This is a genomic window from Intrasporangium chromatireducens Q5-1 (genome assembly GCF_000576575.1).
GTDB classification, from domain to species: domain Bacteria; phylum Actinomycetota; class Actinomycetes; order Actinomycetales; family Dermatophilaceae; genus Intrasporangium_A; species Intrasporangium_A chromatireducens.
Genome location: NZ_AWQS01000047.1, coordinates 1 through 23,943, shown reverse-complemented (window position 1 = coordinate 23,943; position 23,943 = coordinate 1). Strand labels below are relative to the sequence as shown.

General features: G+C 71.4%; 25 protein-coding genes and 4 tRNA genes. 6 read left to right on the top strand and 23 right to left on the bottom strand.

All coding sequences use genetic code 11. The annotated features are described in order from the left end of the window. From N864_RS08170 to N864_RS08155, 4 genes are all read right to left on the bottom strand, one after another. The coding region (locus N864_RS08170) for a GTPase (RefSeq protein ID WP_205620900.1) at positions 1–795 on the bottom strand (795 nt) is incomplete at its 3' end. Further along, the gene (locus N864_RS08165) at positions 792–2,501 is read right to left on the bottom strand and encodes a dynamin family protein (RefSeq protein ID WP_034715486.1); all 1,710 of its coding nucleotides are present in this window, start codon (positions 2,499–2,501) and stop codon (positions 792–794) included. The genes N864_RS08165 and N864_RS08170, both read right to left, overlap by 4 nt. A 144-nt stretch (positions 2,502–2,645) precedes the next feature. After that, positions 2,646–2,721 (bottom strand) — tRNA-Arg (locus N864_RS08160). A gap of 48 nt (positions 2,722–2,769) precedes the next feature. Then, positions 2,770–3,945 carry a PrsW family intramembrane metalloprotease gene (locus N864_RS08155; protein ID WP_240474259.1) on the bottom strand — a complete coding sequence of 392 codons (1,176 nt, stop codon included), beginning with the start codon at positions 3,943–3,945 and terminating at the stop codon, positions 2,770–2,772. Positions 3,946–4,042: 97 nt separating this feature from the next. On the opposite strand from N864_RS08155, the gene orn reads away from it, so the two are divergent. From orn to N864_RS08135, 4 genes are all read left to right on the top strand, one after another. Continuing rightward, positions 4,043–4,621: an oligoribonuclease gene (orn, locus tag N864_RS08150; RefSeq protein ID WP_034715507.1), complete on the top strand. Its 579-nt coding sequence runs from the start codon at positions 4,043–4,045 to the stop codon at positions 4,619–4,621. A gap of 101 nt (positions 4,622–4,722) precedes the next feature. After that, a tRNA-His gene (locus N864_RS08145) sits at positions 4,723–4,798 on the top strand. A gap of 181 nt (positions 4,799–4,979) precedes the next feature. Beyond that, positions 4,980–5,330 carry a hypothetical protein gene (locus N864_RS08140; RefSeq protein WP_034715481.1) on the top strand — a complete coding sequence of 117 codons (351 nt, stop codon included), beginning with the start codon at positions 4,980–4,982 and terminating at the stop codon, positions 5,328–5,330. Positions 5,331–5,379: 49 nt separating this feature from the next. Then, a tRNA-Lys gene (locus N864_RS08135) sits at positions 5,380–5,452 on the top strand. A 130-nt stretch (positions 5,453–5,582) separates the two neighbouring features. Here N864_RS08135 and N864_RS08130 read toward each other — a convergent pair. The 10 genes from N864_RS08130 to clpS all read right to left on the bottom strand — a co-directional run bounded on the left by N864_RS08130 (position 5,583) and on the right by clpS (position 11,763). Next, positions 5,583–5,876, bottom strand: coding sequence for a GroES family chaperonin (locus N864_RS08130; protein ID WP_051518343.1), 294 nt, complete (start codon positions 5,874–5,876; stop codon positions 5,583–5,585). Between the two features lie 49 nt (positions 5,877–5,925). Beyond that, positions 5,926–6,195: a DUF3618 domain-containing protein gene (locus N864_RS08125; RefSeq protein WP_240474258.1), complete on the bottom strand. Its 270-nt coding sequence runs from the start codon at positions 6,193–6,195 to the stop codon at positions 5,926–5,928. Between the two features lie 46 nt (positions 6,196–6,241). Then, positions 6,242–6,715, bottom strand: coding sequence for a thioredoxin-dependent thiol peroxidase (bcp, locus tag N864_RS08120; RefSeq protein WP_034715475.1), 474 nt, complete (start codon positions 6,713–6,715; stop codon positions 6,242–6,244). 34 nt (positions 6,716–6,749) lie between these two features. After that, a tRNA-Leu gene (locus tag N864_RS08115) sits at positions 6,750–6,829 on the bottom strand. A gap of 52 nt (positions 6,830–6,881) precedes the next feature. Then, positions 6,882–8,438, bottom strand: coding sequence for a molybdopterin-dependent oxidoreductase (locus N864_RS08110; protein WP_081793543.1), 1,557 nt, complete (start codon positions 8,436–8,438; stop codon positions 6,882–6,884). Further along, positions 8,435–9,091 (bottom strand): RdgB/HAM1 family non-canonical purine NTP pyrophosphatase, encoded by a 657-nt coding sequence (gene rdgB / locus N864_RS08105; protein ID WP_420805211.1) that lies wholly within the window; start codon positions 9,089–9,091, stop codon positions 8,435–8,437. The genes N864_RS08110 and rdgB overlap by 4 nt, the downstream gene beginning before the upstream one ends. Continuing rightward, positions 9,088–9,903, bottom strand: coding sequence for a ribonuclease PH (rph, locus tag N864_RS08100; protein ID WP_169735963.1), 816 nt, complete (start codon positions 9,901–9,903; stop codon positions 9,088–9,090). Before rph ends, rdgB begins: the two co-directional genes overlap by 4 nt. A 63-nt stretch (positions 9,904–9,966) precedes the next feature. Next, positions 9,967–10,734: an MBL fold metallo-hydrolase gene (locus tag N864_RS08095; protein WP_034715473.1), complete on the bottom strand. Its 768-nt coding sequence runs from the start codon at positions 10,732–10,734 to the stop codon at positions 9,967–9,969. 58 nt (positions 10,735–10,792) lie between these two features. Beyond that, positions 10,793–11,416: a DUF2017 domain-containing protein gene (locus N864_RS08090; RefSeq protein ID WP_034715471.1), complete on the bottom strand. Its 624-nt coding sequence runs from the start codon at positions 11,414–11,416 to the stop codon at positions 10,793–10,795. Next, the gene (gene clpS / locus N864_RS08085) at positions 11,416–11,763 is read right to left on the bottom strand and encodes an ATP-dependent Clp protease adapter ClpS (protein WP_205620898.1); all 348 of its coding nucleotides are present in this window, start codon (positions 11,761–11,763) and stop codon (positions 11,416–11,418) included. Before clpS ends, N864_RS08090 begins: the two co-directional genes overlap by 1 nt. A 3-nt stretch (positions 11,764–11,766) precedes the next feature. On the opposite strand from clpS, the gene N864_RS08080 reads away from it, so the two are divergent. Together N864_RS08080 and N864_RS08075 are read left to right on the top strand one after the other, a co-directional pair. Beyond that, the gene (locus N864_RS08080; protein WP_169735962.1) at positions 11,767–13,086 is read left to right on the top strand and encodes a nicotinate phosphoribosyltransferase; all 1,320 of its coding nucleotides are present in this window, start codon (positions 11,767–11,769) and stop codon (positions 13,084–13,086) included. Further along, positions 13,083–13,703 (top strand): isochorismatase family protein, encoded by a 621-nt coding sequence (locus N864_RS08075; RefSeq protein WP_034715466.1) that lies wholly within the window; start codon positions 13,083–13,085, stop codon positions 13,701–13,703. Before N864_RS08080 ends, N864_RS08075 begins: the two co-directional genes overlap by 4 nt. Before the next feature lie 461 nt (positions 13,704–14,164). Here the strand turns inward: N864_RS08075 and N864_RS08070 are convergent, their stop codons facing one another. The 9 genes from N864_RS08070 to N864_RS08035 form a co-directional block, all read right to left on the bottom strand. Beyond that, on the bottom strand, positions 14,165–15,025 hold the full coding sequence (locus tag N864_RS08070) for an RDD family protein (RefSeq protein ID WP_034715463.1): 861 nt from the start codon (positions 15,023–15,025) through the stop codon (positions 14,165–14,167). A 101-nt stretch (positions 15,026–15,126) separates the two neighbouring features. After that, the gene (locus N864_RS08065) at positions 15,127–16,731 is read right to left on the bottom strand and encodes a bifunctional metallophosphatase/5'-nucleotidase (protein ID WP_240474257.1); all 1,605 of its coding nucleotides are present in this window, start codon (positions 16,729–16,731) and stop codon (positions 15,127–15,129) included. 45 nt (positions 16,732–16,776) lie between these two features. After that, a complete protein-coding gene (locus tag N864_RS25980; protein ID WP_240474256.1) occupies positions 16,777–16,974 on the bottom strand; it encodes a hypothetical protein in 198 nt (65 codons plus the stop codon). Between the two features lie 95 nt (positions 16,975–17,069). Beyond that, positions 17,070–18,842 (bottom strand): bifunctional lysylphosphatidylglycerol flippase/synthetase MprF, encoded by a 1,773-nt coding sequence (locus tag N864_RS08060; RefSeq protein ID WP_034715460.1) that lies wholly within the window; start codon positions 18,840–18,842, stop codon positions 17,070–17,072. 43 nt (positions 18,843–18,885) lie between these two features. Beyond that, the gene (locus N864_RS08055; protein WP_034715458.1) at positions 18,886–20,640 is read right to left on the bottom strand and encodes a DEAD/DEAH box helicase; all 1,755 of its coding nucleotides are present in this window, start codon (positions 20,638–20,640) and stop codon (positions 18,886–18,888) included. Positions 20,641–20,801: 161 nt separating this feature from the next. After that, positions 20,802–21,761: a zinc metalloprotease gene (locus N864_RS08050; protein ID WP_034715455.1), complete on the bottom strand. Its 960-nt coding sequence runs from the start codon at positions 21,759–21,761 to the stop codon at positions 20,802–20,804. Between the two features lie 262 nt (positions 21,762–22,023). Continuing rightward, entirely contained in the window at positions 22,024–22,320 is a 297-nt protein-coding gene (locus N864_RS08045; protein WP_155892866.1) for a DUF3039 domain-containing protein, read from the bottom strand. 30 nt (positions 22,321–22,350) lie between these two features. Further along, on the bottom strand, positions 22,351–23,244 hold the full coding sequence (locus N864_RS08040) for a glutamate racemase (RefSeq protein WP_081793541.1): 894 nt from the start codon (positions 23,242–23,244) through the stop codon (positions 22,351–22,353). Next, entirely contained in the window at positions 23,244–23,804 is a 561-nt protein-coding gene (locus N864_RS08035) for a YqgE/AlgH family protein (RefSeq protein WP_034715489.1), read from the bottom strand. Before N864_RS08035 ends, N864_RS08040 begins: the two co-directional genes overlap by 1 nt. Positions 23,805–23,943: the final 139 nt, after the last annotated feature.

Here is a 23,943-nt window from a genome sequence, read left to right as displayed (position 1 = left end):
GGCTGCGTGCCCCGCCACGGCGTTGGCGAGCCGCTGGCGGAGCAGGTCGACGCCGGCGCCGGTGCGGGCCGAGGTCGTGACGACGCCCGCGCCCGGCACACCGTCGGCGCTGAGCAGCCGCTTGAGGTCGATGACGCAGGCCGAGACGTCCTCACGTTCGAGCCGGTCGGTCTGGTTGAGGACGACGAGCGTGACTGCCTCATGGTCGGCCTGGAGCCTGACGAAGTCGTCGTGCAGCCGTGCGTCGGCATACTTCTGCGGGTCCGTCACCCAGACGAAGACGTCGACGAGCTCGAGGATGCGCTCCGCCTCATTGCGGTGGGCCAGTTCGCGCGAGTCGAAGTCGGGCAGGTCCAGCAGGACGAGCCCGTCGAGCGACCCGGCCACGCCCTTGTTCCTCGGCGGGCGGCCCCCGTCCGTGACGACGTGACGGGCGTCGACCTTGAGCCAGTCGAGCAGTGGCCCGGCGTCCGACGTGCCGAAGACGGCGGCAGTGGGGCGCGACGTGGTCGGGCGGCGCGCACCGATCCGGGCCACGTCGGCGCCGACGATCGCGTTGAACAGCGAGGACTTTCCGCTGCCCGTCGCGCCCGCCAGCGCGACGACCGTGTGGTCCCCGGCGATCGTCGTGCGCTCCTCGACCTTGTCGATGACCCGACGCGCCGCCTCGACTGCGTCGCGGTCGAGCTCGTCACCCCCGCTGACCAGGCCGAGCCCGAGGGCTGTTGTGCGGGAGAGGAGTTCGTCGGTGCTGATGGCGGTGACCTGGGCAGTTCCCGGCCGGACGGGGCTCATCGAGCCGCCTTCACGGCGGTGGCCGCCGCTTGCAAGGTGGTCCTCTGGTCGGGCTCGACGTGCACCGCGCTCACTGCTCCTTCGTACCGTGCCCGCTCAGCGGCATACAGCTGCTCCACGCGGTCCTCGAGCTTCTGCCGGGCCTTCTTCGACAGCTCGCGCACGGCCTGGTCGCCGAACACCGCTTCGAGCAGCTTCTGGCCCACGACCGCTGTGCCCCCGGCGATGCCCACCTCCGCGCCCGTGATCCCGGCGGTGCTGGCGAACGTCACGAGCATGAGCACGACGCCGAGCCCGTTGACGCCGTAGGCCATGATCCGTGCGGTGGTGCGGCGGTCCCGGCCCTCGTCGCGGACCATCTGCAGGATGTCGCCCTGCCAGTCCCGGACCAGCCGCTGGATCTCCTTCTCGATGCCGACCGTGGAGCGCATCAGGCTCGGGTCGGCGCCCAACAGCTGGTCGCCGCCGGGGAGGGTGCGCCATCGCCGCGCCGTCGCCGTCGCCGCCAGCTCGGCCCGGTTGCCGATGAGCGACTCGACTCCCGACTGGAGCGCCTCGCCCAGGTTGTCGGCCCGCGCGGGCTCGCCCTTGATGAAGGAGGTGAACCGGTCGCGCAGGCGGGACACCGTGGACTCGACCTGGCGGAAGAACTCGCCGGTGCCGACGAACTCCTGCCAACGCGCGAGAACCTCGCCTCGCAGCAGGGTGCCGTCGCGCATGCCGTCACGCACGTGGCGGAGTGCGTCGTCGTATGCCGCTCCGCTTGCTCCCAGCAGCTCGCCGGCTGCCGCGTCCTGCCGGCTCAGTGCCTCGTCGAGCGCGCCCGTGCGCGTGTCGAGCGACGCCAGGGCGCCGCCGAGGGTGCGTCGCACGACTTCAGCACGGGCCTGCGCGTCGCCGGCGAGCTTGCCGAGCCAGGCTCGGAGCGCCCGGATCTGCTCCGGCGGGAGCAGGCCCTTCGTCAGCCGGCTCTCGACGATCGTGAAGAGGGGTGCCTGGCCGAGGCCCTGCTCGCGCAGCATCGCCGCCAGGTGGGTGCGGATCTCGTCGACCGCCTCGGGCGGGACCCTGTCGAGGACGATCGCCACGGACGTGCCGCGCTCGGCAGCCTCGCGCAGCAGCTCCCACGGCACGGCGTCGGCATAGCGCGCCGCCGTGGTGACGAAGAGCCAGAGGTCGGCCGCGGCCAGCAGCTGCGCGGCCAGGTTACGGTTCGACTCGACGACGCTGTCGATGTCGGGAGCGTCGAGCAGGGCCATGCCCACCGCGACCGCGTCGGTCGGCACGAGGCGGACGGCACCGGGCGTGGTGGTGTCACCGGTCGCACCCGTCACGCGGGCGAGGCCGGGCAGGATGCGCTGGTCACCGAACCAGCGAGCGTCCTTCGGGTGGTGGATCAGGACGGGTGATCGCGTCGTCGGTCGCAGCACCCCGGGCTGCGTCACCTCGCGCCCGACGAGGGAGTTGACCAGCGTCGACTTGCCCGCGCCGGTCGACCCGCCGACGACGGCGAGCAGCGGCGCGTCGAGCGACGTGAGCCGAGGGATGACGTAGTCGTCGAGCTGGTCGAGCAGCCGGGCCCGGGCGACCCGGTCGTCGGCCACCCCCGGCAGGTCGAAGGGCAGTTGCGTCGCCTCGACGGCAGCACGCAAGCGGGTCACTGCCTCGAGCAGTGACCCGGCCCGTACCCCTGAACCTGATTGCACGGTGGCAATCCTTCCCTGTCGACGGTCTGCCGCCAAACCTCCCCCGCGCGTGTCGCGCGGGACCCGAGGCGTTGCGGACCCGGACGTCCCGGGACGGCGTCGTCCGAGCGGGAGGAGGTGAGCGGCATACCGCAGTTGCGGTTGTGGCGCCCCCGGCAGGACTCGAACCTGCGACCAAGAGATTAGAAGGCTCTTGCTCTATCCGCTGAGCTACAGGGGCCGGCGTGTCGGCGCGCCCCCAGCATAGGGCGCGGCGGCGGTGTGCTCATCAGGTCACGGGCGAGCCGACGAAAGCCCTGCGGTGCTCGGTGATGGCGCCGAGCAGGTCGAGCTCGCGCTGCTGCGCGTCGGCCCCCGCGGTGCCGCGCACGAGCCGCCAGCGCAGCAGCGCCAGGTCGGTCGCGCTGTCCTGGAACGCGGCCATCGAACGCTTCGCCAGCAGACCGCCGTGAGCGCGGGCCCAGCGCCGGGCCTCCTTCCGGCCTCGCAGGTGCGACAGCATCGTCACCTCGGCATAGGTCAGCCAGCCGGCGTCGGCATAAGGCGAGAGGTAACGGCCGATGAGGCGTCCCTCCCGGTGCCGCAACCAAACGACGAAGCCCACGAACGCGAGGAAGAGCGGCGCCTGGAAGGTCGCGTAGGCCGCGAAGAACCCGTTGTTGCCCGCGAGCGCCGACAGGTTCCAGATGCCGTGCAGCAGGATCGCCGCGACCCAGCCGACGAGGATAGCGCCGAGCCGCACGCCCCGGTGCCGGGACACGACGGCGATGCCGAGCCCGATCCCGATGCACGCGGTGAAGAGAGGGTGGCCGAACGGGCCCATCAGCCCCCGCACGACGAAGGTGGCCGACAGCGCCTCGGGGCCCCCGGTCGTGTAGGCCTGCCCCAGGTAGAGGATGTTCTCGGTGAAGGCGAAGCCGGCCCCGATGAGGCCCGCGTAGACGACGCCGTCGATGATCCCGTCGAACTCCCGCTTGCGAAAGACGTAGATCAGCACGATGCCGAGCCCCTTGAGGGTCTCCTCGACGACCGGTGCGACGTAGACTGCGCCCGTCGCCAACGGGTCGGTCCAGTCCGCGCGGGCCAGCACGAGCAGGCTCAGGGTGTTGAGGAAGTAGGCGCCGACGACGGCCACGACCGCGCCCCAGAGGAAGGCGAGCACCTGGAGGCGGACCGGCTCGGCCTCCCAGCGGTCCAGCCACAGGTAGGTCGGCACGACGATGCAGAGCGGGATGAGGGCGTAGAGCCCGGCGAGCAGGACGACCTGCGTCGTCAACGTGCTGCCGATGATGCCGAGCAGCGCCAGCAGGCACACGAGGAACGCGACGGCGACGATGCCGACCGTGAGGAGCACGCGCAGCACCGGCCGGCGGGTCGGGTTCGGGGCGGTGCTCCACGCCGGGCTCGGGGCAGCGGGTTGCGACGTCGGGTCCCCTGTGGTCATGCGGAGCAGGCTAGTGCAGCGCCCTCTATATGGTGGTCCGGTGAGTGAGACCAACCAACGTGCCGTCGCGGACCGCATCGTCTGGATCGACTGTGAGATGACGGGACTGAACCTTCGCACCGACGCCCTCGTCGAGGTGGCGGCCCTCGTCACCGACTTCGAGCTGAACCAGCTCGGTGACGGCGTCGACCTCGTCATCAGGCCCCCGGCCGAGGCGATCGAGCAGATGGACGACTTCGTCCGCACGATGCACACCACCTCCGGCCTCATCGACGAGCTGGCGTCGGGCGTCACGCTGGAGGAAGCGCAGCGCGAGGTGCTCGACTACGTCCGTAGCTATGTGCCGGAGCCCCGCCGGGCACCGTTGGGCGGCAACACCGTTGGCACCGATCGGGGTTTCCTCGCCCGTGACATGCCCGAGCTCGAGGCGCACCTGCACTACCGCGTCATCGATGTCTCCTCCATCAAGGAACTGTCCCGCCGCTGGTACCCGCGGGTCTACTTCAACGCCCCGAAGAAGGCCGGCGGCCACCGCGCGCTCGCCGACATCCGCGAGTCGATCGCGGAGCTGCGCTACTACCGCGCCGCCGTCTTCGTGCCGCAGCCGGGCCCGGACACCCCCACGGCCAAGGCGCTCGCCGAGCAGCACGTCGTCGCCCCCGACACCCACGGCTGACCCGACGCCCGGGGGTGGTCACGAGCACTCCCCGGGAGCAGGTACGATTGGCGACGCTGGATCGCGAGGCCCGGTCTCCCGGAGCGTCCGCGACAGGCATGGTGGGTGTAGCTCAGCTGGTAGAGCACCTGGTTGTGGTCCAGGTGGTCGCGGGTTCAAGTCCCGTCACTCACCCCACACGTTCGAGCCCCTGACCTGCAGGAATGCGGTCGGGGGCTCGGGCGCTTTTCGGAGGCATCTCACGGCCGGCTGCGGCGATGGCACGGCGCGGCGCTGCCGCTCGGAGGCGGGTCACATTCTGGTTGCCGTCGCGCGCCGCGCCGCCTCGGCTCGGTGGTGCGTGCGACACAATGGCCCGGTGCTGTCGGGGAACAAGCGGGTCCAGCGCGTCGTCGTCGGCGTGATCATCGGCGTCGTCGTCGTCAGCATGGCGCTCTCCCTGCTGTCGGTGGCCGTGGCGGCACAGGCCTCGGGGCAGCCCGCCGTGAGGCGAGTGGCCGCCGACGCCTCACCGACCCCGCCACCCGTCGACCCGTCGCTGACCCAGAACGACAACCCCAAACCGGTGACCCGCACTCCCCAGGGGCAGGCGACCCAGGTCACCGACGGCGAGCACATCGGCGGGTTGGTCGGCTTCATCATCCTCATGCTCGGCGGCGTCCTACTGCTCATCCGCGACCATCGGCGCCGGCGTGCCGGGCACGGCTGACAGCCGATTTGTCGCTGTCGGAAGCCCCCTGCTAACGTTTCTCCTCGTTGCGCCGCTAGCTCAATTGGCAGAGCAAGTGACTCTTAATCACTGGGTTCGGGGTTCGAGTCCCTGGCGGCGCACTTCGACAGGAGGCCTCCCGCTGCGGCGGGAGGCCTCTTCGCATGTGGGCCGGGTGATCCGGTCGTCGGGCACGGCGGGCACGCTGTCAGGAATGCCGATGGCCCGCCGCGACTGGGGTCGGTCCCGTCCTCACAGGTAGAGGCCGGTCCGTCCCTGCTCGTCCTCGGACGTGGCCACGGCGTGGATGTCGCGCTCTCGCAACAGCACGTACTCCTTGGACTGCACCTCGACCTCGAGCCGCTCCTCCGGGTCGAACAGGACCCGGTCACTCACGTCGACCTGCCGGACGTTCGGTCCGACGGCCACGACCTCGGCCCAGGCCAGCCGCTTGCCGACGGTCGCCGTGGCGGGGATGAGGATGCCACCGCCGGAGCGCCGCTCCCCCTCGCTCTCGAGCGAGACGAGCACGCGGTCGTGCAGCATCCGGATGGGCAGGCCGGGAGCAGCCGCCGACGATCTCCTTGCCACCGGGTCAGCGGCGACGGCGCCGACGCACGAGGCAGGCGACGACGGCCACGCCGACGACCGCCGCCACGGCGGCGCCGATCCGCTCGACGCGCAGGCCGCCCTCGGGCGTGCGGGTCGCCGCGACCAGCTTGGCCTTGAGGTCCTCCACCTGGCGCTGCACGATGACTTTCGGCTGGGCCCGGTAGGCGAGCTCGTTGACGGTGGTCTCGAGGCGGCTGCGGGCCGCGTCGATCTCCTGCTCGATGGCGCTGGCGGACATCGCGGACTGGCTCATGTCGCTTCCTTTCGACGGCTGTGCCGACTCTATCGGCCCCGCCGGGTCACGCCGTCAGGCCGAGGTCGCGGCGCAGCTTCGCGACGTGCCCTGTCGCCTTGACGTTGTAGAGGGCATGGGTGACGTCGCCCTGCTCGTCGACGACGAAGGTCGAGCGCAACACTCCCTCGACCGTCTTGCCGTAGAGCTTCTTCTCGCCGAAGGCGCCGTAGGCCCGGTGCACGGAGAGGTCCTCGTCGGACAGCAGCGGGATGGTCAGGTTGTCGCGCTCACGGAACGTCGCGAGCTTGGCGGGGCTGTCCTTCGAGATGCCGACGACCTCGTAGCCGTCGCGGCGCAGCGCCTCGAGGGAGTCGCTGAAGTCGCAGGCCTGGGTCGTGCAGCCGGGGGTCATCGCGGCCGGGTAGAAGTAGACGATGACCTTGCGTCCGGTGAAGTCGGACAGGGAGACGGTCTTGCCGGTGTCATCAGGCAGGTCGAAGGCGGGCGCCTTGTCCCCGGGCTCGAGACGGTCGCTCATCTCTCTCACTCCTTCGTTTGACCTCGGTGTCGAGTGCGGACGGCGGGACTTGAACCCGCACGCCGAAGCACAGGAACCTAAATCCTGCGTGTCTGCCAGTTCCACCACGTCCGCGCGGCCACCACTGTAGTTGCCGAGCCCCGCCCACCGTGCACGGCGGCCCCTCTCAGTGCACCCGCACCGTGATGGTGTGCCATCCGCTCGCGCCGTCCGGCGCCGGCGGCGCGCTCGTCCCGGTCTGGACCTGCCCGGTGCCGTCGGTGGCCCGCACCCGGAGGGTGTGGCTGCCACGCGGCGCGTCCCACTCGAGGACCCACTGGCGCCACGAGTCGATGCTCGCGTCGGCCGCGAGGCGCGCCGTGCGCCACGGGCCGTCGTCGACCTGGACCTCCACCTTGGCCACGCCCCGGTGCTGGGCCCAGGCCACCCCGGCGACAGCCACCGTGCCGGCCGGCACGTCCGTGAACGGCTGGGGCACGTCGATCCGGGACTCCGTCTTGATCGGTCCCCTCGCGGACCAGCCCCGCGGCGTCCAGTAGCCCTCATCGGCAGCGAAGGTGGTGACCTTGAGCTCGGTGACCCACTTGCACGCCGACACGTAGCCGTAGAGGCCCGGCACGACGATGCGCGCGGGGAAGCCGTGCTCGAACGGCAGGGGCTGGCCGTTCATCCGGATCGCGAGGAGCGCGTTGCGATCGTCGGTGAGCGCCCCAAGGGGCGTGCCGCACGTCCAGCCGTCGGCGCTCGTCTGCAGCACCATGTCGGCGCCCGGTCTCGGACCCGCCATGGCGAGCAGCTCACGGACCGGCCAGCCGGTCCACGTGGCGTTGCCGACGAGGTCGCCGCCGACCTCGTTCGAGACGCACGTGAGCGTCACCAGGGCCTCCGTCATCTCCTTGTCCTGCAAGGCGTTCCAGTCGATCTCGACCTCGCGCTCGACCATGCCGGTGACGCGCAGCCGCCACGAGTCGGCATCGAGCCGGGGCACGACGAAGGCCGTGTCGATCCGATAGAACTCGTCGTTCGGCACGATGAAGGGCGTCAGACCGGGGAGCTTCAGGTCGGCCCCCTCCGGCACCGTCATGCGCCGGCGCACCCGCAACGTGCGCACCGCTGCGAGCCGTGACGCGGTGGCCCGCGCCGCTCCTCCGCCGACGGCCCAGCCGACGTATGCCGCTGTCGCACCGATCGCGGCGCCCAGCACGAGGCGACGGCTCGGGTTGCCCGCGCCGCCGCTCGTGGCGGGCTGGGTGCCGCGAGCGAGGTACCACAGCCCCAGGACGACGCCCGCCACTGTCGGTGCGGCGTCCGCGGCGACGGCTCCGGGGCGGCTCAGGACGGCGGCCAGGCCGATGGCCCCGACGACGACGAAGACGCTGAGCGACACGGTCGCTCGCCAGCGGCTGAGCAGGCCCACGACCGCGCAGACCGCGGCGAGGACGACGAGCGTGCCGACGAGCAGGGCCAGCTTGTCATGCGTCCCGAAGGTCGCGATGGCGAAGTCCTTGAGCCACGGCGGCGTCCGGTCGATGAAGGCGGCCGCCACGGCCGCCACGGGCGAGGGCTGGCCACCGGCGAGACCGAGCACGGTGACGATGCCGGCCAGCAGGGTGGCGCTCCCGATCGCGAGGGTGCCGGCGACGATGCCGTCGAGGGCGGCGAGCAGCGCCGAACGTTTGTCATCGCTCGCAACGGTCGGCCCCGCGGGACCGCCCTCGGTCATGTCGTCAGCAGCTCCTTGAGGTGGGGCGCGAGCGCCCGGAAGGCGAGGAAGCGGTGCGAGATCCCATTCTTCTCCTCGGCGGTGTACTCCGCGAGGCTGCGCGGGGGATCCAGGTCCTGGCCATCGGGCACGAAGATCGGGTCGTAGCCGAACCCGCCCGTGCCTCGGGCCTGCCTCGCGACGGTGCCCGGGAGCCGCCCGAGCTCGACGGCCGACCGCCCGTCCGGCAGGACGAGGGCCGCTGCGCAGACGAAGGCACCGGCGCGGTTCTCGTCGCGGACGTCGCCCAGCTGGGCGAGGAGCAGCTCGAGGTTCGCCCGGTCGCCCCCGCCACCCGACCACCGCGCGCTGAAGATGCCCGGCGCGCCTCCGAGGATGTCGACGGCGAGGCCGGAGTCGTCCGCCAGCGCCGGCAGCCCGGTCAGGCGCGCGGCGGAGCCCGCCTTGAGCAGGGCGTTCTCCTCGAACGTGATGCCGTCCTCGACGACGTCAGGGGCGTCCGGGAACTCGTCCAGGCCGACGATCTCGACCCCCAGCGCATCACACGGCTCGGCCAGGATCTCCCGCAGCTCCTCGACCTTGTGATGGTTGCGGGTGGCCAGCACGAGCGGGCGCAGTCCCCCGGGGCTCGGCTGTACGCGCGGGGTGTTCACCGGGTGACCTCGACCGGCTCGTCCTGCTCGGTCCCAGCGACGGCCTCCGCGCCGTCGCCCGGCCCCTCGGGCTCGCCGGCTGCTCCCGCGAGGGCGGCCTGCTGCTTGGCCGTGAGGTCCGCACAGCCCCGCGTCGCGAGGTCGAGCAGCTGCCCGAGCAGCTCGCGGTCGAACGGCTCACCCTCGGCGGTTCCCTGGACCTCGACGAACCGGCCGTCGCCGGTCATGACGACGTTCATGTCGGTCTCCGCCGTCGAGTCCTCGGGATAGTCGAGGTCGAGGACGGGACGACCCCCGACGATGCCGACGGACACGGCGGCGACGGACCCGGTCAGCGGCTGGGCCTTCTTGGCGATCATCCCGTGTGCCCGGGCGTACTCGACGGCGTCGGCCAGCGCGACCCAGGCGCCGGTGATGGCGGCGGTCCGCGTGCCGCCGTCGGCCTGGAGCACATCGCAGTCGAGGACGACGGTGTTCTCCCCCAGCGCCTTCGTGTCGATCACGGCGCGCAGGCTGCGACCGATGAGGCGCGAGATCTCGTGGGTGCGACCGCCGATGCGCCCCTTGACGCTCTCGCGGTCGGAGCGGGTGTTCGTCGCGCGTGGCAGCATCGCGTACTCGGCGGTGACCCAGCCGGTGCCCTTGCCCTTGAGCCACCGCGGCACCCCCTCGGTGAACGACGCGGCGCACAGCACCCGGGTGCGACCGAACTCGACGAGAACGCTCCCCTCGGCGTGGTCGAGCCAGTTCCGCGTGATGCGGACCTCGCGGGTCTGGTCGGGCGCGCGTCCGTCGTGTCGCTCAGCAGTCATGTCGGCAAGGCTAACCGCCACGCCTTGCCAGCCAGCGCGCGACAGCGGCTCAGCGGCATACGGTCAGACGCGGTAGGTCGCGTCCGGCCTGGCGAGCTCCACCTCGCCCGGCCACACCTCCTGCGCCTGCGCGCGGCACTCATCGGGGTCGTTCCACGCCGGGATGTGGGTGAGCATGAGGCGGCGGACGCCGCCGGCCCGGACCGCCGCCTCGGCCGCCCGCCGCCCGGTCAGGTGGATGCCGGCGACGACATCCCGGCCCTCGACGAAGGCGGAGTCCGCCAGGACGAGGTCCGCGCCGGCCATGAGCGGGGTGAGCGCGTCGCAGGCGTCGGTGTCACCCGTGTAGACGAGGGTGCGGCCGTCCGCCTCGACGCGGAAGCCGTAGGCCTCGACCGGATGGCGCACCCGCACCGAGGTGATGGTGAACGGCCCGATCCGGAAGGTGATTCCGTCGGACAGCTCGTGGAGCTCGAAGACGCCCAGCACGTCCTCGGCATCGACGTTGCCGTAGGCCCGCGCGAGGTGGTCGCCCGTGCCGGCGGGCCCCCACGCTGGCATGACCTCTCGCATGGGGCCGCCCGGGACGTACTTCATCATCACGTAGAGGCCGCACAGGTCGATGAAGTGGTCGACGTGCAGGTGGCTGATCAGGACGGCATCCACCTGGTCGGGGCGGACGTGCCGCTGGAGCGCACCGAGCGCGCCGCTGCCGAGGTCGAGCAGGATCGCCCAGGTCCGGCCCTCGTGCTCGGCGCGCACGAGGTAGCTCGAGGCCGGCGACTCGGGTCCGGCGAACGAGCCGGAGCACCCGACGATCGTCACGTCCACGGGCACGAGACTAGGTGGTCACGTCGGCGGGGCACGCCGCGACGAGCCGTCGACTCCGTCACACCGTCGAGCCGGGCTCACCCATCAGCGCCGACGTGAGCGTCTCCTGCAACCAGGTGAGGAAGTCGTACCAGGCGACGGCGTAGGCCGCCGGGTCGTCGTCGTCGAGCTGCGCCAGCGAGGCATAGAGCGACTCGGCGTCCTCCTCCGTGCGGATCCCGAGCCGCTCGCCGAGCAGGAGCCGGACGTCCGTGAGCGCCATGACGAACGCAGTCGCCTGCGCCAGGTCGAGGTCGACCTGGTCGTCATCGGCCGCCGCCAGCCGGCTCAGCGCGACGTCGAGGTTGCCGCTCTTGCGCTGGCGCAGGCCCTCCTCGGTGAGGCGCCGGAACTCGGAGGCGACCGCGTCGTCGCCGCGGTGGCCGGCGGGCAGGAGCCGGTCGAGCGCGGGGTCCCGTCCCGGCTCCCGCACGTCGTCGTGGCCCTGGAGCCGGTCGTCGTGGCCGACGTCGAGGGTGCCGCCCATCGACGCCACGAGGTCGGCCCAGGCATCGCCGGTCGGCTCGACCTCGGGGGCGAGCAGCAGACGGGTCTGTTCCATCAGGCCGGAGAGCACCGCTCGCTCCGTCTCGTCGAGGACGGCGACGATCCGGTCGCCGTCGCGCAGGAAGGCCCGGGCCATCACTCGTCCTTCTCGAACGTGGCCCACAGCCCATAGCCCTGCAGCGCCTCCGCGTCCCGCTCCATCGCCTCGCGGGGGCCGTTCGAGACGACGGCGCGGCCCTTCTCGTGGACGTCGAGCATGAGCCGCTCGGCCTTGGCCCGTGGGTAGCCGAAGTAGGTCTCGAAGACCCAGGTGACGTAGGACATGAGGTTGACGGGGTCGTTCCACACGATCGTCACCCACGGCACGTCGGGCGCCACGAGGGCGTCGCTCTCGGTGACCTCCTCCTGGACAGGTGCGATCGACACGGCGATCGTCGGACGGGCGGGGGCAGGCACGCGTCCCACCCTAGGCCCGGCCCCCATAGGGTGAGGAGCGTGACCACGTACTCACCGCCGAGCACGGCACTGTTGACGGACCACTACGAGCTGACGATGGTGCAGGCCGCCCTCGAGTCAGGTGAGGCCGACCGCCGCTGCGTCTTCGAGGCCTTCTCGCGTCGGCTGCCCGACGGGCGCCGCTACGGGATCGTCGGCGGCACCGGCCGGTTCCTCGACGCCGTGGAGAGCTTCCGGTTCGGCGACGACGAGCTGCGTTTCCTCAGGGACCACGAGGTCGTCGACGACACGACCATCGACTTCCTCGCCGGCTACCGCTTCAGCGGCCACATCAGCGGTTACGCCGAGGGTGAGTGCTACTTCCCCGGCTCCCCCGTCCTCGTCGTCGAGGCGAGCTTCGCCGAGGGCGTCGTCCTCGAGACGTTGGCCCTGTCGATCCTCAACCACGACACCGCGATCGCGTCCGCGGCCTCACGCATGACGTCCGCGGCCGGCGACCGGCCCTGCATCGAGATGGGAGCCCGCCGCACGCACGAGGAGGCCGCTGTGGCCGCGGCGAGAGCGGCATACATCGCCGGGTTCAGGGCGACGAGCAACCTCGAGGCCGGTCGCCGCTACGGTGTGCCGACGACCGGGACGGCCGCGCACTCGTTCACCCTGCTCTACGACTCCGAGCGGGAGGCGTTCACTGCGCAGGTGACCTCCCTCGGCAAGGGCACGACCCTGCTCGTCGACACCTATGACGTGCGTCAGGCCGTCGACCTCGCCATGGAGGTGGCCGGGCCCGCGCTCGGTGCCGTGCGGCTCGACTCGGGCGACCTGCTCAGCCAGGCGCAGGAGGTGCGCGCCCAGCTCGACGCTGCGGGCAACCGCGACACGAAGATCCTCGTGACCTCCGACCTCGACGAATACGCCATCGCGGCGCTGGCGGCCGCTCCCGTCAGCGGCTACGGGGTCGGGACGGCCCTCGTGACCGGCTCCGGCGCTCCCACAGCGTCCATGGTCTACAAGCTGGTGGCACGCGAGAACGGCTCCGGCGAGCTCGAGGGCGTCGCCAAGCGGAGCAAGGACAAGAAGTCGGTGGCCGGCCGCAAGTGGGCCATGCGGCGCCGCAACGAGCACGGCGTCGCGGTGGCCGAGGTCGTCGGAGTCGGCGAGGCGCCTCGCAACGACGGCGACGACCGTCCGCTCATGACCCAGCTCGTCCGCGACGGTGAGATCGTCGGCCGCGAGGACCTGGCTGCCGCCCGGGACCGACACGCCGCCGCCCGCGCCGAGCTGCCGCCCGCGGCCACCCAGCTCTCCCGCGGCGAGCCCGTCATCCCCACGATCTACGAGGAGCACCGGTGAGCGCGCAGCCGACCGACCGAGGCACGACGGCCCTGGTCATCGTGGACGTCCAGAACGACTTCTGCGAGGGCGGTTCGCTCGCCGTCGCGGGCGGCTCTGACGTCGCCCGCTCGATCGCCGAGCTCGTACGGACGCACGCTGGCGACTACGACCACGTGGTTGCGACGGCGGACTGGCACATCGACCCCGGTGACCACTTCTCGCAGACACCCGACTATGTCGCCTCGTGGCCGGTCCACTGCGTGGCGGACAGCCCCGGAGCGGCCTTCCACCCGAACCTCGTTCCGGCCCTCGGAGCCGTGGAGGCGGTCTTCCGCAAGGGCCAGCACGCCGCCGCCTACAGCGGTTTCGAGGGACGCGGTGACGACCGTGCCGAGTCCACGCTGGCGGACTGGCTGCGCGAGCGCGGGGTGCGGCGCGTCGAGGTCGTCGGGATCGCGACCGACCACTGCGTCCGCGCGACGGCGCTGGACGCCAAGCGTGAGGGCTTCGACACCCGGGTGCTGCTCGGGCTGACGGCCGGCGTTGCGCCGGAGACGACAGCGGCAGCTCTCGGTGAGCTGGAGGCGGCCGGGGTCGACCTCGAGGGCACGCCGGTCGTCGCTGCTCAGGACTGAGCGGATCGCCGCCCCGCACGGGTGAGTCGGTCCGGTCCTGCGCCGTCGAGCGGCAGCGCACCGAGCCGCACCACCGCTGCAGCCGAGTAGCCTGCCTGTCATGGCCAGCGCTGCACCGCCGCACGTGTCCGCCCTCCTCGCCGACCTCGTCGACGACGCCGCGGTCTTCCCACCGGGCCTCGCACCGCTCGACGTCGCCGTCGACCAGCACCTGCGGCTGCGCAGCCATCCGTATGCCGCGTTCATCGGACCGCTCCTCGTGCCGGTGACGGCGGCGGGCGGGCTCGCGACCCCAGCCAGGTCGACCGGCTGCGGTCGAGCTTCACGTCCTACGCCTGCTGCGGCGTCCTCGAGCCACTCGACGAGCTCGCCGCGCTCGGCCTCGTGCGCTGACCCCGGCCGATGCCCCCCGGGAGTGAGCCCGGTTTCCCTCGGCGGGCCGCCTCCGTCGGCTTTCTCGGTCAGCGAGGGGTGCGCGGCTGCTTGCCCATCACGACCTGGGTGCTCGCGATCTTGTCGTGGAGCGTCTGGCGCTTCTCGTCCCAGAGCGGCCAGAGCCCGTCGAGCAGCAGCACGATCGAGTAGAGACCGCTCACTCCCGGGATGACCGAGAGCAGGGCGAGCAGCCGCCGCCGGACAGCGGTGCCGAGGTCAAGGGGGCCGGGTCGGTCCATGCGGCGGACGCTGATCTTCATCGCCATCTTGCCGACGGTCTGCGCCGTCGTGACCCAGAACGCGATCGCATAGACGCTCGCGAAGAGGTAGGAGAGGAGGCCGACGAGGAACACCGTGCCGACGCTCTGGCCGATGATGTTGTTCATCGCCTCGGGGTTGTTCCCCTCGATCGCCCTGGTGATGTCGTCGATCATCTGCGCGTAGCTCGGGACGAACAGGTTGATCAGGATCCCGGAGATGACGGCGATGATGATGCCGTCGATGATCCACGCGCCGAAGCGGCGGCCCCACGAGGCGAGCGGCACCCCGTCGATCGTCGTCGGGCCGGCGTGCATCCACGCCGCCCCAGGCGCCTGCGGGAACTGCGGCGCCTGCTGGTAGGGATACTGCGGCGCCTGCTGCCCGTAGGGGTACTGCCCGCCCTGGCCGTAGCCCGGCGCGCCTTGCACCGGACGGTCCTGCCACCCGCTGCCCGTCGGCATCGGCGCTGTTGGTTGCTGGGTCTGCTGCGGCATCCCGATCGTCGACTGCGAGGCCGTCGGGGACTTCTTCGGCGCGGTGTGCGTCGTCCAGGTCACCCCGTCCCAGTACCTCAGGAGATCGGGGTCAGTGGGGTCGTCGTACCACCCGGACGGCTGTTGGCTCATGGGTCCAACTCTGCCATGTCACGCAGAGCAATCCGTATGCCGCCCAGCCCCGCCACGCGGGTCACTTTCCCTAGCGTGGGCTGGGCGGCACCCCGACCGCGTCAGGGGATGACGGTGAGCGGCGTCGTGCCCACCACGAGCTTCCAGTCCTTGCTTGCGAAGTCGTTCGGGTCGATGACAGCCTTGGCGGTGACGTAGTCGATGAGCAGCTGCCGGATCTCGACCTGCCGGTTGTAGACGACCGGCGCGTCCGACACGTGCGGGAAGCCACCACCGCCGCCCTGCCGGTAGTTGTTGATCGCGATGACGAACTCGCCCGCGAGGTCGATGTCCGACCCCTTGTACCGCAGGTTCGTGATCCGTGAGCCGGCCGGCTGGGCCACGTCGATGTCGTAGGACAGCTCGTCCTTGAGGCCGCCCATGATGTCGTAGTTGTAGTCCGGTGTCCCAGTGGGCGCGGTCGGGGTCACGGCTTTGGTGAGGTCCGCGGCCGTCACGGGCGTGGAGCCGACCTGCTTGAAGTATCGGGCGCTCCACTCCAGGTAGTCCTTGATCTGGGTCCCCGTCAGGACGACGCCGAGCAGGGTGTTGTCGTAGATGTAGAGCCCGGCGACGTCCTTGACGGACATCTCCCCGGCCGGGATGGCGGCCTCACGGTTGAAGGGCGCCGCGATCGACAGGACCGGCTTGCCTTCGTCGGCAGTGCCCACGAGGGCCTGTCGGACGGCGTCGGCCTGGACGTGGTTGATGAAGTCGATGGCCGCGGTGTCCTCCCAGCACGAGGTGGCCGCCGGCATCTCCGCGAGCGACGTCCCGATCACGCTGTTGACGTAGCCACGGACCTTTTCGTGGGCGCCGCGGACGACCGCCGCGATCTGGTCGTCCTCTGGAGCGGTGTTCGAGTTGAGCAGGGTGGCGTGGGACGTGACAACCTGCCACTGACCGCGGATCTTCTGCACGTCCAGGTCCATCACCGTCACCCGCATGCCCCAGTAGTACGGCTCGGAGAGGAGGACCTGTTTGCCGGTCTTCGCGTTCGTGACGAACCGCTCCGGGATCTCCTGATGGGCGTGGCCGACGAGGATCGCGTCGATGTCGGGGACCTGCTCGGCGAGCAGGCTCGCGGCGTTTTCCGGGTAGGGCAGCGCGTCGCCGTAGGAGGAGGACGCGTCCATGCCGGAGTGGACCGACACGACGACGAGGTCGGCTCCGGCGGCCTTGAGCCGCGGCACGAAGACCTTGGCCTGCTCGACGATGCCGGGGAACGTGACCTTGCCCTCGACGTTCGCCTTGTCCCAGATCGCGACGCCCGGCGTGACGAGTCCGAGGACGCCGACCTTGATCGCCTTCTCCCCGGGCAGCTTGATCGTCTTGATGATGTAGGGCTTGAAGACCGGCTTCCCCGTCGTCCAGTCGACCGAGTTCGCCGACAGAAGCGGGAAGTTCAGCTGGCTCTCCCAGGTGCGCAGGGTGTCGAGGCCGTAGTTGAACTCGTGGTTGCCGAGCGCCGCGGCGTCATAACCGACGAGGTTCATCGCCTGGGCCATCGGGTGCTTCGAGCCTTGCGTGATCGGCTCGATCTTCGCGTAGTAGTACGCGAGCGGGGTGCCCTGGATCGTGTCGCCGGCGTCGAGGGTGATGCAGGTGTCGGCCCCGCGCTCGTCGCGGACGGCCTTGATGAGCGTCGCCGCCTTCGCGATCCCCACCTCGTTCTGCTTGCTGTCGGTGTAGGTGGCGTCCTTGAAGTAGTCCTAGTTGTAGACGTGGCCGTGCAGGTCCGTGGTGCCGAGGACGGTCAGCCGGACGGTCTTGCCGTTCGTGCCTCCGCCCTTGCCGGCGGCCCGCGCGCCCGGGGCACCCGTCACGGTGAACAGACCGGCGCCGCCCACGGCGGCCATGGTGAGGAGTTGGCGGCGGGTCGTGCTCGACCCGAGGATCGCATTGGTCATGGAGGGTCCTTCGCTCTCAGGCCACGGTCGTGGCCGGTCCGCCCGACGCTAGCGGCTCGCCGTTCCCCTGTGGGGACTAGGAGCTGACCGATTCCTTAAGCCGCTGCCAACGAAGAGGTATGCCGCTCAACGAGTTTCGCCTCAGCGTGACCATTCCGGGCAAGTCGGGTCAACTCCCCCAGCCCGACACCCGGTAGGTAGGCGGCGGTGAGCGCCGCCCCGATGCGCGGCAGCGCGAGGGCCGAGGGATAGAGCAGGTGAAGCGGCTCGTAGCGGGGCTGGAATTTCGACTTGAAGGCGTGCAGGGAGCGGAAGCCGTAGCACGGCTCGAGGGCGGAGCCGAGCCGGTCCAGCCAGGCGTCGAGCCGACCGCAGGCGCCGCCACCGCAGTGCGCGAGGGGCGAGGCCGACAGCGAGACGGTCTGCGCACCTTCGGCCCGGAAGGCGAGGCAGGCGCTCGCGACGAGGAACTCCATGACTCCGCGGAACGCCTGCGGTCCACGCCGCATGACGTCGAGGGTCCACCCGGTCAGCTCACCGTCGCCCGCGCGGTGGACGGGCAACCACGAGGTGAAGCCGTGCACCCGCCCTGACCGGTCGATGGCGATGCCGACGCGCACACTGGGGTCGAGCGCCTCCTCCAGCCCGCCAAGGGTGAACCCCAGCTCCGGCAAGGCCTTGCCGGCGACCCATGCTCTCGAGATCGCCTCGACCTGCGAGCGCACCTCGCCCGGCTCGTCGCCCAGCCGGCACAGGCGGAAGGTGATGCCATCGCGTCCCGCGTGGTTGAGGGCGGTCCGCACGTCCTGCCACGCCTTGCCGCGGAAGCAGAGCCTGTCGAGCTCGATGACGGCCTCGTCCGCGATGCGGATCGCCTTCCACCCCAGACGCCGTGCCGCCAGCCGGGTCTCCTCACCGGCGGCGAAGACGCACGGCACGAGGCCCCGACGAGTGCAGTCTGCGGCATACGCGTCGAGCAGCTGTGCCCGCTCCTGGGGCGAGCGCCCCACGGGGTCTCCGAGGGCCAGGGCCACCCCTGCGTGTCTGCGGTGGGCGACGTAGCCCGGCAGGTGCGCGGGGCGGAACCATTCGTTGCCGCGCCACGTCGTCATCCAGCCGAGCCGGCTCGTGGAGCCGTGCTGGCGCAGCAGGGTCGTGGCGGCGGCCCGCTCGTCCCACTCGTCGGGCCGCCGGCCCGGGTCCGGCCGCCCGGAGGAGAGCCACTGAGTCGGCCCCGGGTGGTGACGCCGCAGGACCGGACCGAGTCCGAGCCCGATGAGCACGGCGAGCGCGTGCTCGACGTCCGCGATGCCGCTCAGCAGGACGACCGAGGCCGCCACGTAGCCGAGCAGGCCCAGCCGCCATCGGAAGCGCCAGCGCGGGGTGAAGGCGGCCGTCGCGACTGTGACGGCCCCGACGAAGCCGGCCGAGGGACCGGCGTCGGTGAGGTCGGCCAGGCGGGCGAACCGCTCCCAGCCGACCGCATCGGCCAGGGCGATGAAGGCGGCGGCCCCGACGACACCGCCGACGTGGCAGATTACCATCGCGACCAGGGTCGGGCGGGTGCCGAGGCGGCGTTCGGCGATCGCGCCGAGGACGGCGAGCGCGACGAGGACGGGCAGGTAACCCCAGGGGCTGACGGCGAGCAGCGCGCCCGAGAGCAGCGTCCACCACCGCCCGTCCTCGAAGGCGGGCAGGCCGTAGCCGAGGGTGTCGCTGAGCCGGTCCGCCGTGATGGAGGAGGTCAGGGCGCCGGTGACGAGGCCGATCGCCGTGACCGTCGCGACGGCCGTGATGGTCAGGGGCAGCGAGCGAACCGCTGCCGTCAGCCGGTCGAGTGCCGCGGACGCGGAGGGGGTGCGAGGCATACCGGCTCAGAGCCGGTGTCCGCGCTCCTGATACGCGACGGCGTCAGCGCCGGCCGACGAGCCAGTTGCGGATCTTCTCGATCCGGGCCGCCACCTGCTCCGAGCTCGCGGCGGCGAGGTCGGGGCCGCCACAGGCGCGCCGCAGGTCCAGGTGGACGTTCGCGTGGGGGTAGCCCTTCTGCCGGGCATAGGCCGACACGAGCTTGTTCAGCTCCTTGCGCTGCGCGGCCAGCGCGCGGTGCGTCGCCAACGGCGCCGGGGCGGCGTCCTTCGGTGCCCGCCTCGACTGCTTGCTCTGCCGCTCGCGGAGGAGCGAGGCGACCTGGTCGGGCTCGAGCAGGCCCGGCAGGCCGAGGTACTCCTGCTCGTCCTCCGAGCCGACGTCGGCGTGCATCCCCCACTGCTGCTTGTCGAACAGGACGTGGTCGAAGTGCGCCTCGGACTCGAGCGCCTCGAACGCGCCGTCCTCGAGCCCAACGGCTTTCGCCTCCCGGTTCGCCTCGTCGATGAGGGACTGCTCCTCGGCCCACATCGCTGCGACGTCGTCGGGGTCGGGCGTGCGGTTCAGGGCGTGGTCACGCTGCTCCTCGAGCCGGGCGGCGTGGTCGAGGATCACCGGCACGGAGGGCAGGAAGACCGAGGCCGTCTCGCCCCGGCGCCGGGCCCGGACGAACCGTCCGACCGCCTGGGCGAAGAACAGCGGCGTCGAGGTCGAGGTCGCGTAGACGCCCACCGCGAGGCGCGGCACGTCGACCCCCTCGGAGACCATCCGGACGGCGACCATCCACCGGCTCGTCGAGGTGCTGAACTCCTCGATGCGCTGGGACGCGCCGGCGTCGTCGGACAGGACCACAGTGGGAGCCTCGCCCGTCAGCGCGCGCAGCTGAGCGGCATACGACCGGGCCTGCGTCTGGTTCGAGGCGATGACGAGCCCGCCGGCGTCCTCGACGCCGCGGCGCACCTCGGTCAGGCGCTTGTCCGCGGCAGCGAGGACCGACGCGATCCACTCCCCCTTCGGGTCGAGGGCGGTGCGCCACGCTTGCGCGATCGCGTCCTTCGTCATCGGCTCGCCGAGGCTGGCGGAGATCTCGTCGCCCATCTTGGTGCGCCACCGCATCGTGCCGCCGTAGGCCATGAAGAGGACCGGCCGAACGACGCCGTCACGGAGGGCCTCGGCGTAGCCATACGTGTAGTCGCTCGAGCTGACGAGCGTGCCCTCGGCATCCATCTCGTAGGTCACGAAGGGGATGGGTGAGCTGTCGGACCGGAACGGCGTCCCCGTCAGGGCGAGGCGCCGGGTCGCCGAGTCGAACGCCTCGCGGATGCCGTCTCCCCAGCTCTTGCTGTCGCCACCGTGGTGGATCTCGTCGAGGATGACGAGGGTGGGCCGAGTCGTGGTCAGCTCCCGGTGCAGGCTGGGCCGCGAGGCGACCTGGGCGTAGGTGACCGCCACCCCGTGGTAGTCCTCGCTGTGCCGGCCGATCGAGTTGCTGAACTTCGGGTCGAGGCTGATGCCGACCCGGGCGGCTGCGTCGGCCCACTGCGTCTTGAGGTGCTCGGTCGGTGCGACGACGGTGACCCGCTGGACGACTCCGCGCGAGAGCAGCTCGGTCGCGACGCGCAGCGCATACGTCGTCTTGCCCGCACCGGGCGTCGCCACGGCGAGGAAATCACGCGGGTCCGCGGCCAGGTAGCGGTCGAGGGCCTCCTGCTGCCAGGCGCGCAGCTTGCTGGCGGTACCCCACGCGGCCCGCTCCGGGAAGGCGGGTGGCAGATGGAAGGCGGCCCCTGAACTCATAGGCCCCCCACGGTAATACCTTGCGAGCGGTGACATGCCGGGGCCCCGCCCTGCCGGACGGGGCCCCCGCTGCGTGCTATGAGAGATGTCGTATGCCGCTCAGCCCGCCCCGCGCGGAGGGCACCCTGCGCGCAGGGCTGGGTGAGCGGCATACCCCTTGGTCAGGCGCGGTAGGCGACCCACTCAGCCTGCAGCCGGGCCACCTGACCGGCCGTGAACTCCGTCATGCAGGAGTCGTAGCCGTAGTCCATGTAGTTGTGGATCGGGTCGAGCCCGCCGCCTCGGCAGGTGTCCCGCCCGGCCGTGCAGTCGTACGCCGGGCTCGCCTCGGCCGGCGTGTCGTCGACGTAGTCGCCCTTGCCCTGGCAGCCGCCCTGGAAGGTGTGGTAGAGCCCGACCCAGTGGCCGGCCTCGTGGGTGGCGGTGTCGCCCTCGTTGTAGCCCGTCGCCGAGCCGCCCGGGAGGGACTCGTTGAGGACGACGACGCCATCCATGTAGTCCATCGTCTTGCTCGGGAAGGTGGCCCAGCCGAGCAGGCCACCACCGAGGTTGGCGGTGTAGAGGTTGAGGTCGGCCTTGCCGCCCTGGTGGAGCGTCTGTTTCATCTGGCGCTCTGCGGAGGAACCGCTGCTGACGTTGTACCAGGCGTCGTTGGCGGTGACGTCCTTCCCGGCGAGCGTGAAGCTGAGGCCCGTGCCGGTGTAGGCGGAGTTGAGCACCTTGAGCTGGTTGCCGATCTGCGTGTCGGTCACGCCGCCGGCGCCGGCGCTGCTCGTGATGACGTGAACGTAGACCTTGACCGTCGCCGGGGTGAACGCGCCACCGCCGCCGGGCTTCCCCTTCTGGCCGGACCGGACGAGCGTCCCTGCGGAGTCCCGGGCCAGGCCCTTGGCGGCGAGCGCCTTCGTCAGGGCGGTCTCGCGGGCAGCGGCAGCGGCAGCGGTGAGGGTGTTGGTGTCCTTGGCCTGCCCGGCCGCTCCCCGGCCCGCAACCGCCTGGTCGGTGCAGTGGGGTGCCGGCGCGTCGGCAACGGCTTCGAGTGGTGCGGCCGTGGCCGGAAGGGTGAGGCCCGCGGTGGCCAGCGCAAGCGGTGCGGCCAGGGCAAGACGGCGACGATTCATCCGAGAGTCCTTTCGGTGACCCGAGTGGTGACCCTCGGACTCTAGGGACGAAGCGATGTCGGCGACTCCCCCGAAACGTTAAAAAGTCGGTAAGGAAACTCCCTCAGGGCTCGTCGCCGCGGAGCCCTCTGGCGCGGACGACTCAGCCCCTCCGGGCCTCGCTCGTTCCTCGCTCGGGTCCTCAGGACTGGTCGTCCCCGCGGAGCCTCTTGGCGGCGACAACTCAGCCCCTCCGGGCCTCGCTCGTTCCTCGCTCGGGTCCTCAGGACTGGCCGTCCCCGCCGTCCTGCGGCTCGCGCAGGCCGTCGTAGATCTCCTTGCAGACCGGGCAGACAGGGAACTTCTGCGGGTCGCGGTTCGGGACCCAGATCTTGCCGCACAGTGCCACGACCGGCTCACCGGTCAGAGCGCTCTCGAGGATCTTCTCCTTGCGCACGTAGTGCGAGAAGCGCTCGTGGTCGCCGGGCTCCTGCAGCTCCTCGCGGACCTCTTCGCGCTCGATCGTCGCGGTCCCGGCGCGGTGCGGTGCCGGCTGTGGCTCAAAGGGGTCCGGCGGCATGCCAAGGGGCGTCTCGGTCATTGCTCGAGTCTAGACGCCCCGACCGGCCGCCCCGTCGCCCGCACGGCCGACCGAGAGGGACCGCTCCACGCCGGAGGTGTCCTGGCCGATGGTCGGCCCCGGGCGAGCGGCAGCGAGACGGCGGCCGGCGGGATACGCCAGCATCGTCTCCGGCAACTCGCCGGGGCGACCGCTGAGCAGCACTGCCTCGACCCCACCTCCCGAGGCCGCTGGGTCGGGCTCGAGAGCGAGCCGACGCAGGGTCTGGCGCGCGACGGCCACCGGCGAGTCGAAGATCGTCACGTTGCCCACGGCATCGGCGATTCGGTCCGCGACCAGCCCATAGTGTGTGCAGCCGAGCACCAGCGCCCGCACCGGTGGTGTCGCCTGGGCTGCGGCACCGATGCAGTCGCGCACCGTCTCCGCGTCCGCGGCCTCGATCGCCTCCGCGAGCCCGAGGGCCGCGACGGCGTGGGTCTCGATGTCGGCGGCGAACGCGTCGACCAGACCACGCAGGTAGTCGCTCCCGGTCGTGGCCAGCGTCGCCCACACGGCGACCGGCCCTCCGGTCAGCGCAGCCGGACGGATGGCCGGGACCGTGCCGATGACCGGGACGGCCGGTTCCAGCTCAGCCCGCAGCGCGGCCAGGCCGTGGACGGACGCGGTGTTGCAGGCCACGACGATCGCGTCCGGCCGATAGGGCAACGTCGCCCGCGCCGACTCGATGATGAGGTGGCGGACCTCCTCAGGCGTCCGTGGCCCGTAGGGCATGTGGTCCGGATCCATCGACAGGACGAGGTGCACGTCGGGTCGCAGCGCCAGCAGGGCGTCGGCATACGCGACGAGCCCGACGCCCGAGTCGACGAAGGCGACCCGGGGCGCTGCTGGACAGTCGGCGGAAGCGGGGTGGGCTGCCATCGGCATCAGTTCATCGCAGGATCGTCGGGAAAGTTCGCGACAAAGGCGAGGCTGTCCCGCTGCCGGCGCAGCACGTCGCGCCAGAGGCGGCCGGGCTCGGGGGTGAACGCGTCGCGCACCTCCGAGTCGACGACATACCAGTCCCCGCGGCGGATCTCCATCTCGACCTGGCCCTCCGACCAGCCGGAGTACCCCGCAAAGATGCGCATCCCCGCCAGCTCCGCGGCCACAACCGGGGTCGGGACGTCGAGGTCGACCAGCCCGATCGACCCGAAGAGCCGCTGCACGCCGAGCGGCTCCGGCTCGTCACCCGGCACCGTCACGATGCCGAGGGCCGAGGACGTCGAGACGGGTCCGCCCTGGAAGAGGACGGGCGGAGCCGTGACCACGCGCTGCCAACCCGGCAGCACGGAGTCGACACGAGCCTCGAGCGGCTTGTTGAGCACGACGCCCTGGGCGCCTGAGTCATCGTGGTGGAGCATGAGGATGACCGACCGCCGGAACACATCGCCCTCGACGGACGGCGTGGCCACGAGCAGCCGGCCGGTGTGAAAGCTCGAACTCACGGTCCAAGACTTCCACACCGACGGGACGTGCCGGTCAGCTCCGGCGGTCGTCGCTCCAGCGCCCGACGAGCGGCTGCTCGCGCTCACGACGCCGGTGGCCGCGCGGCGCGTGGCTGGGCCGGTGCTCGCGCGGGCCCCG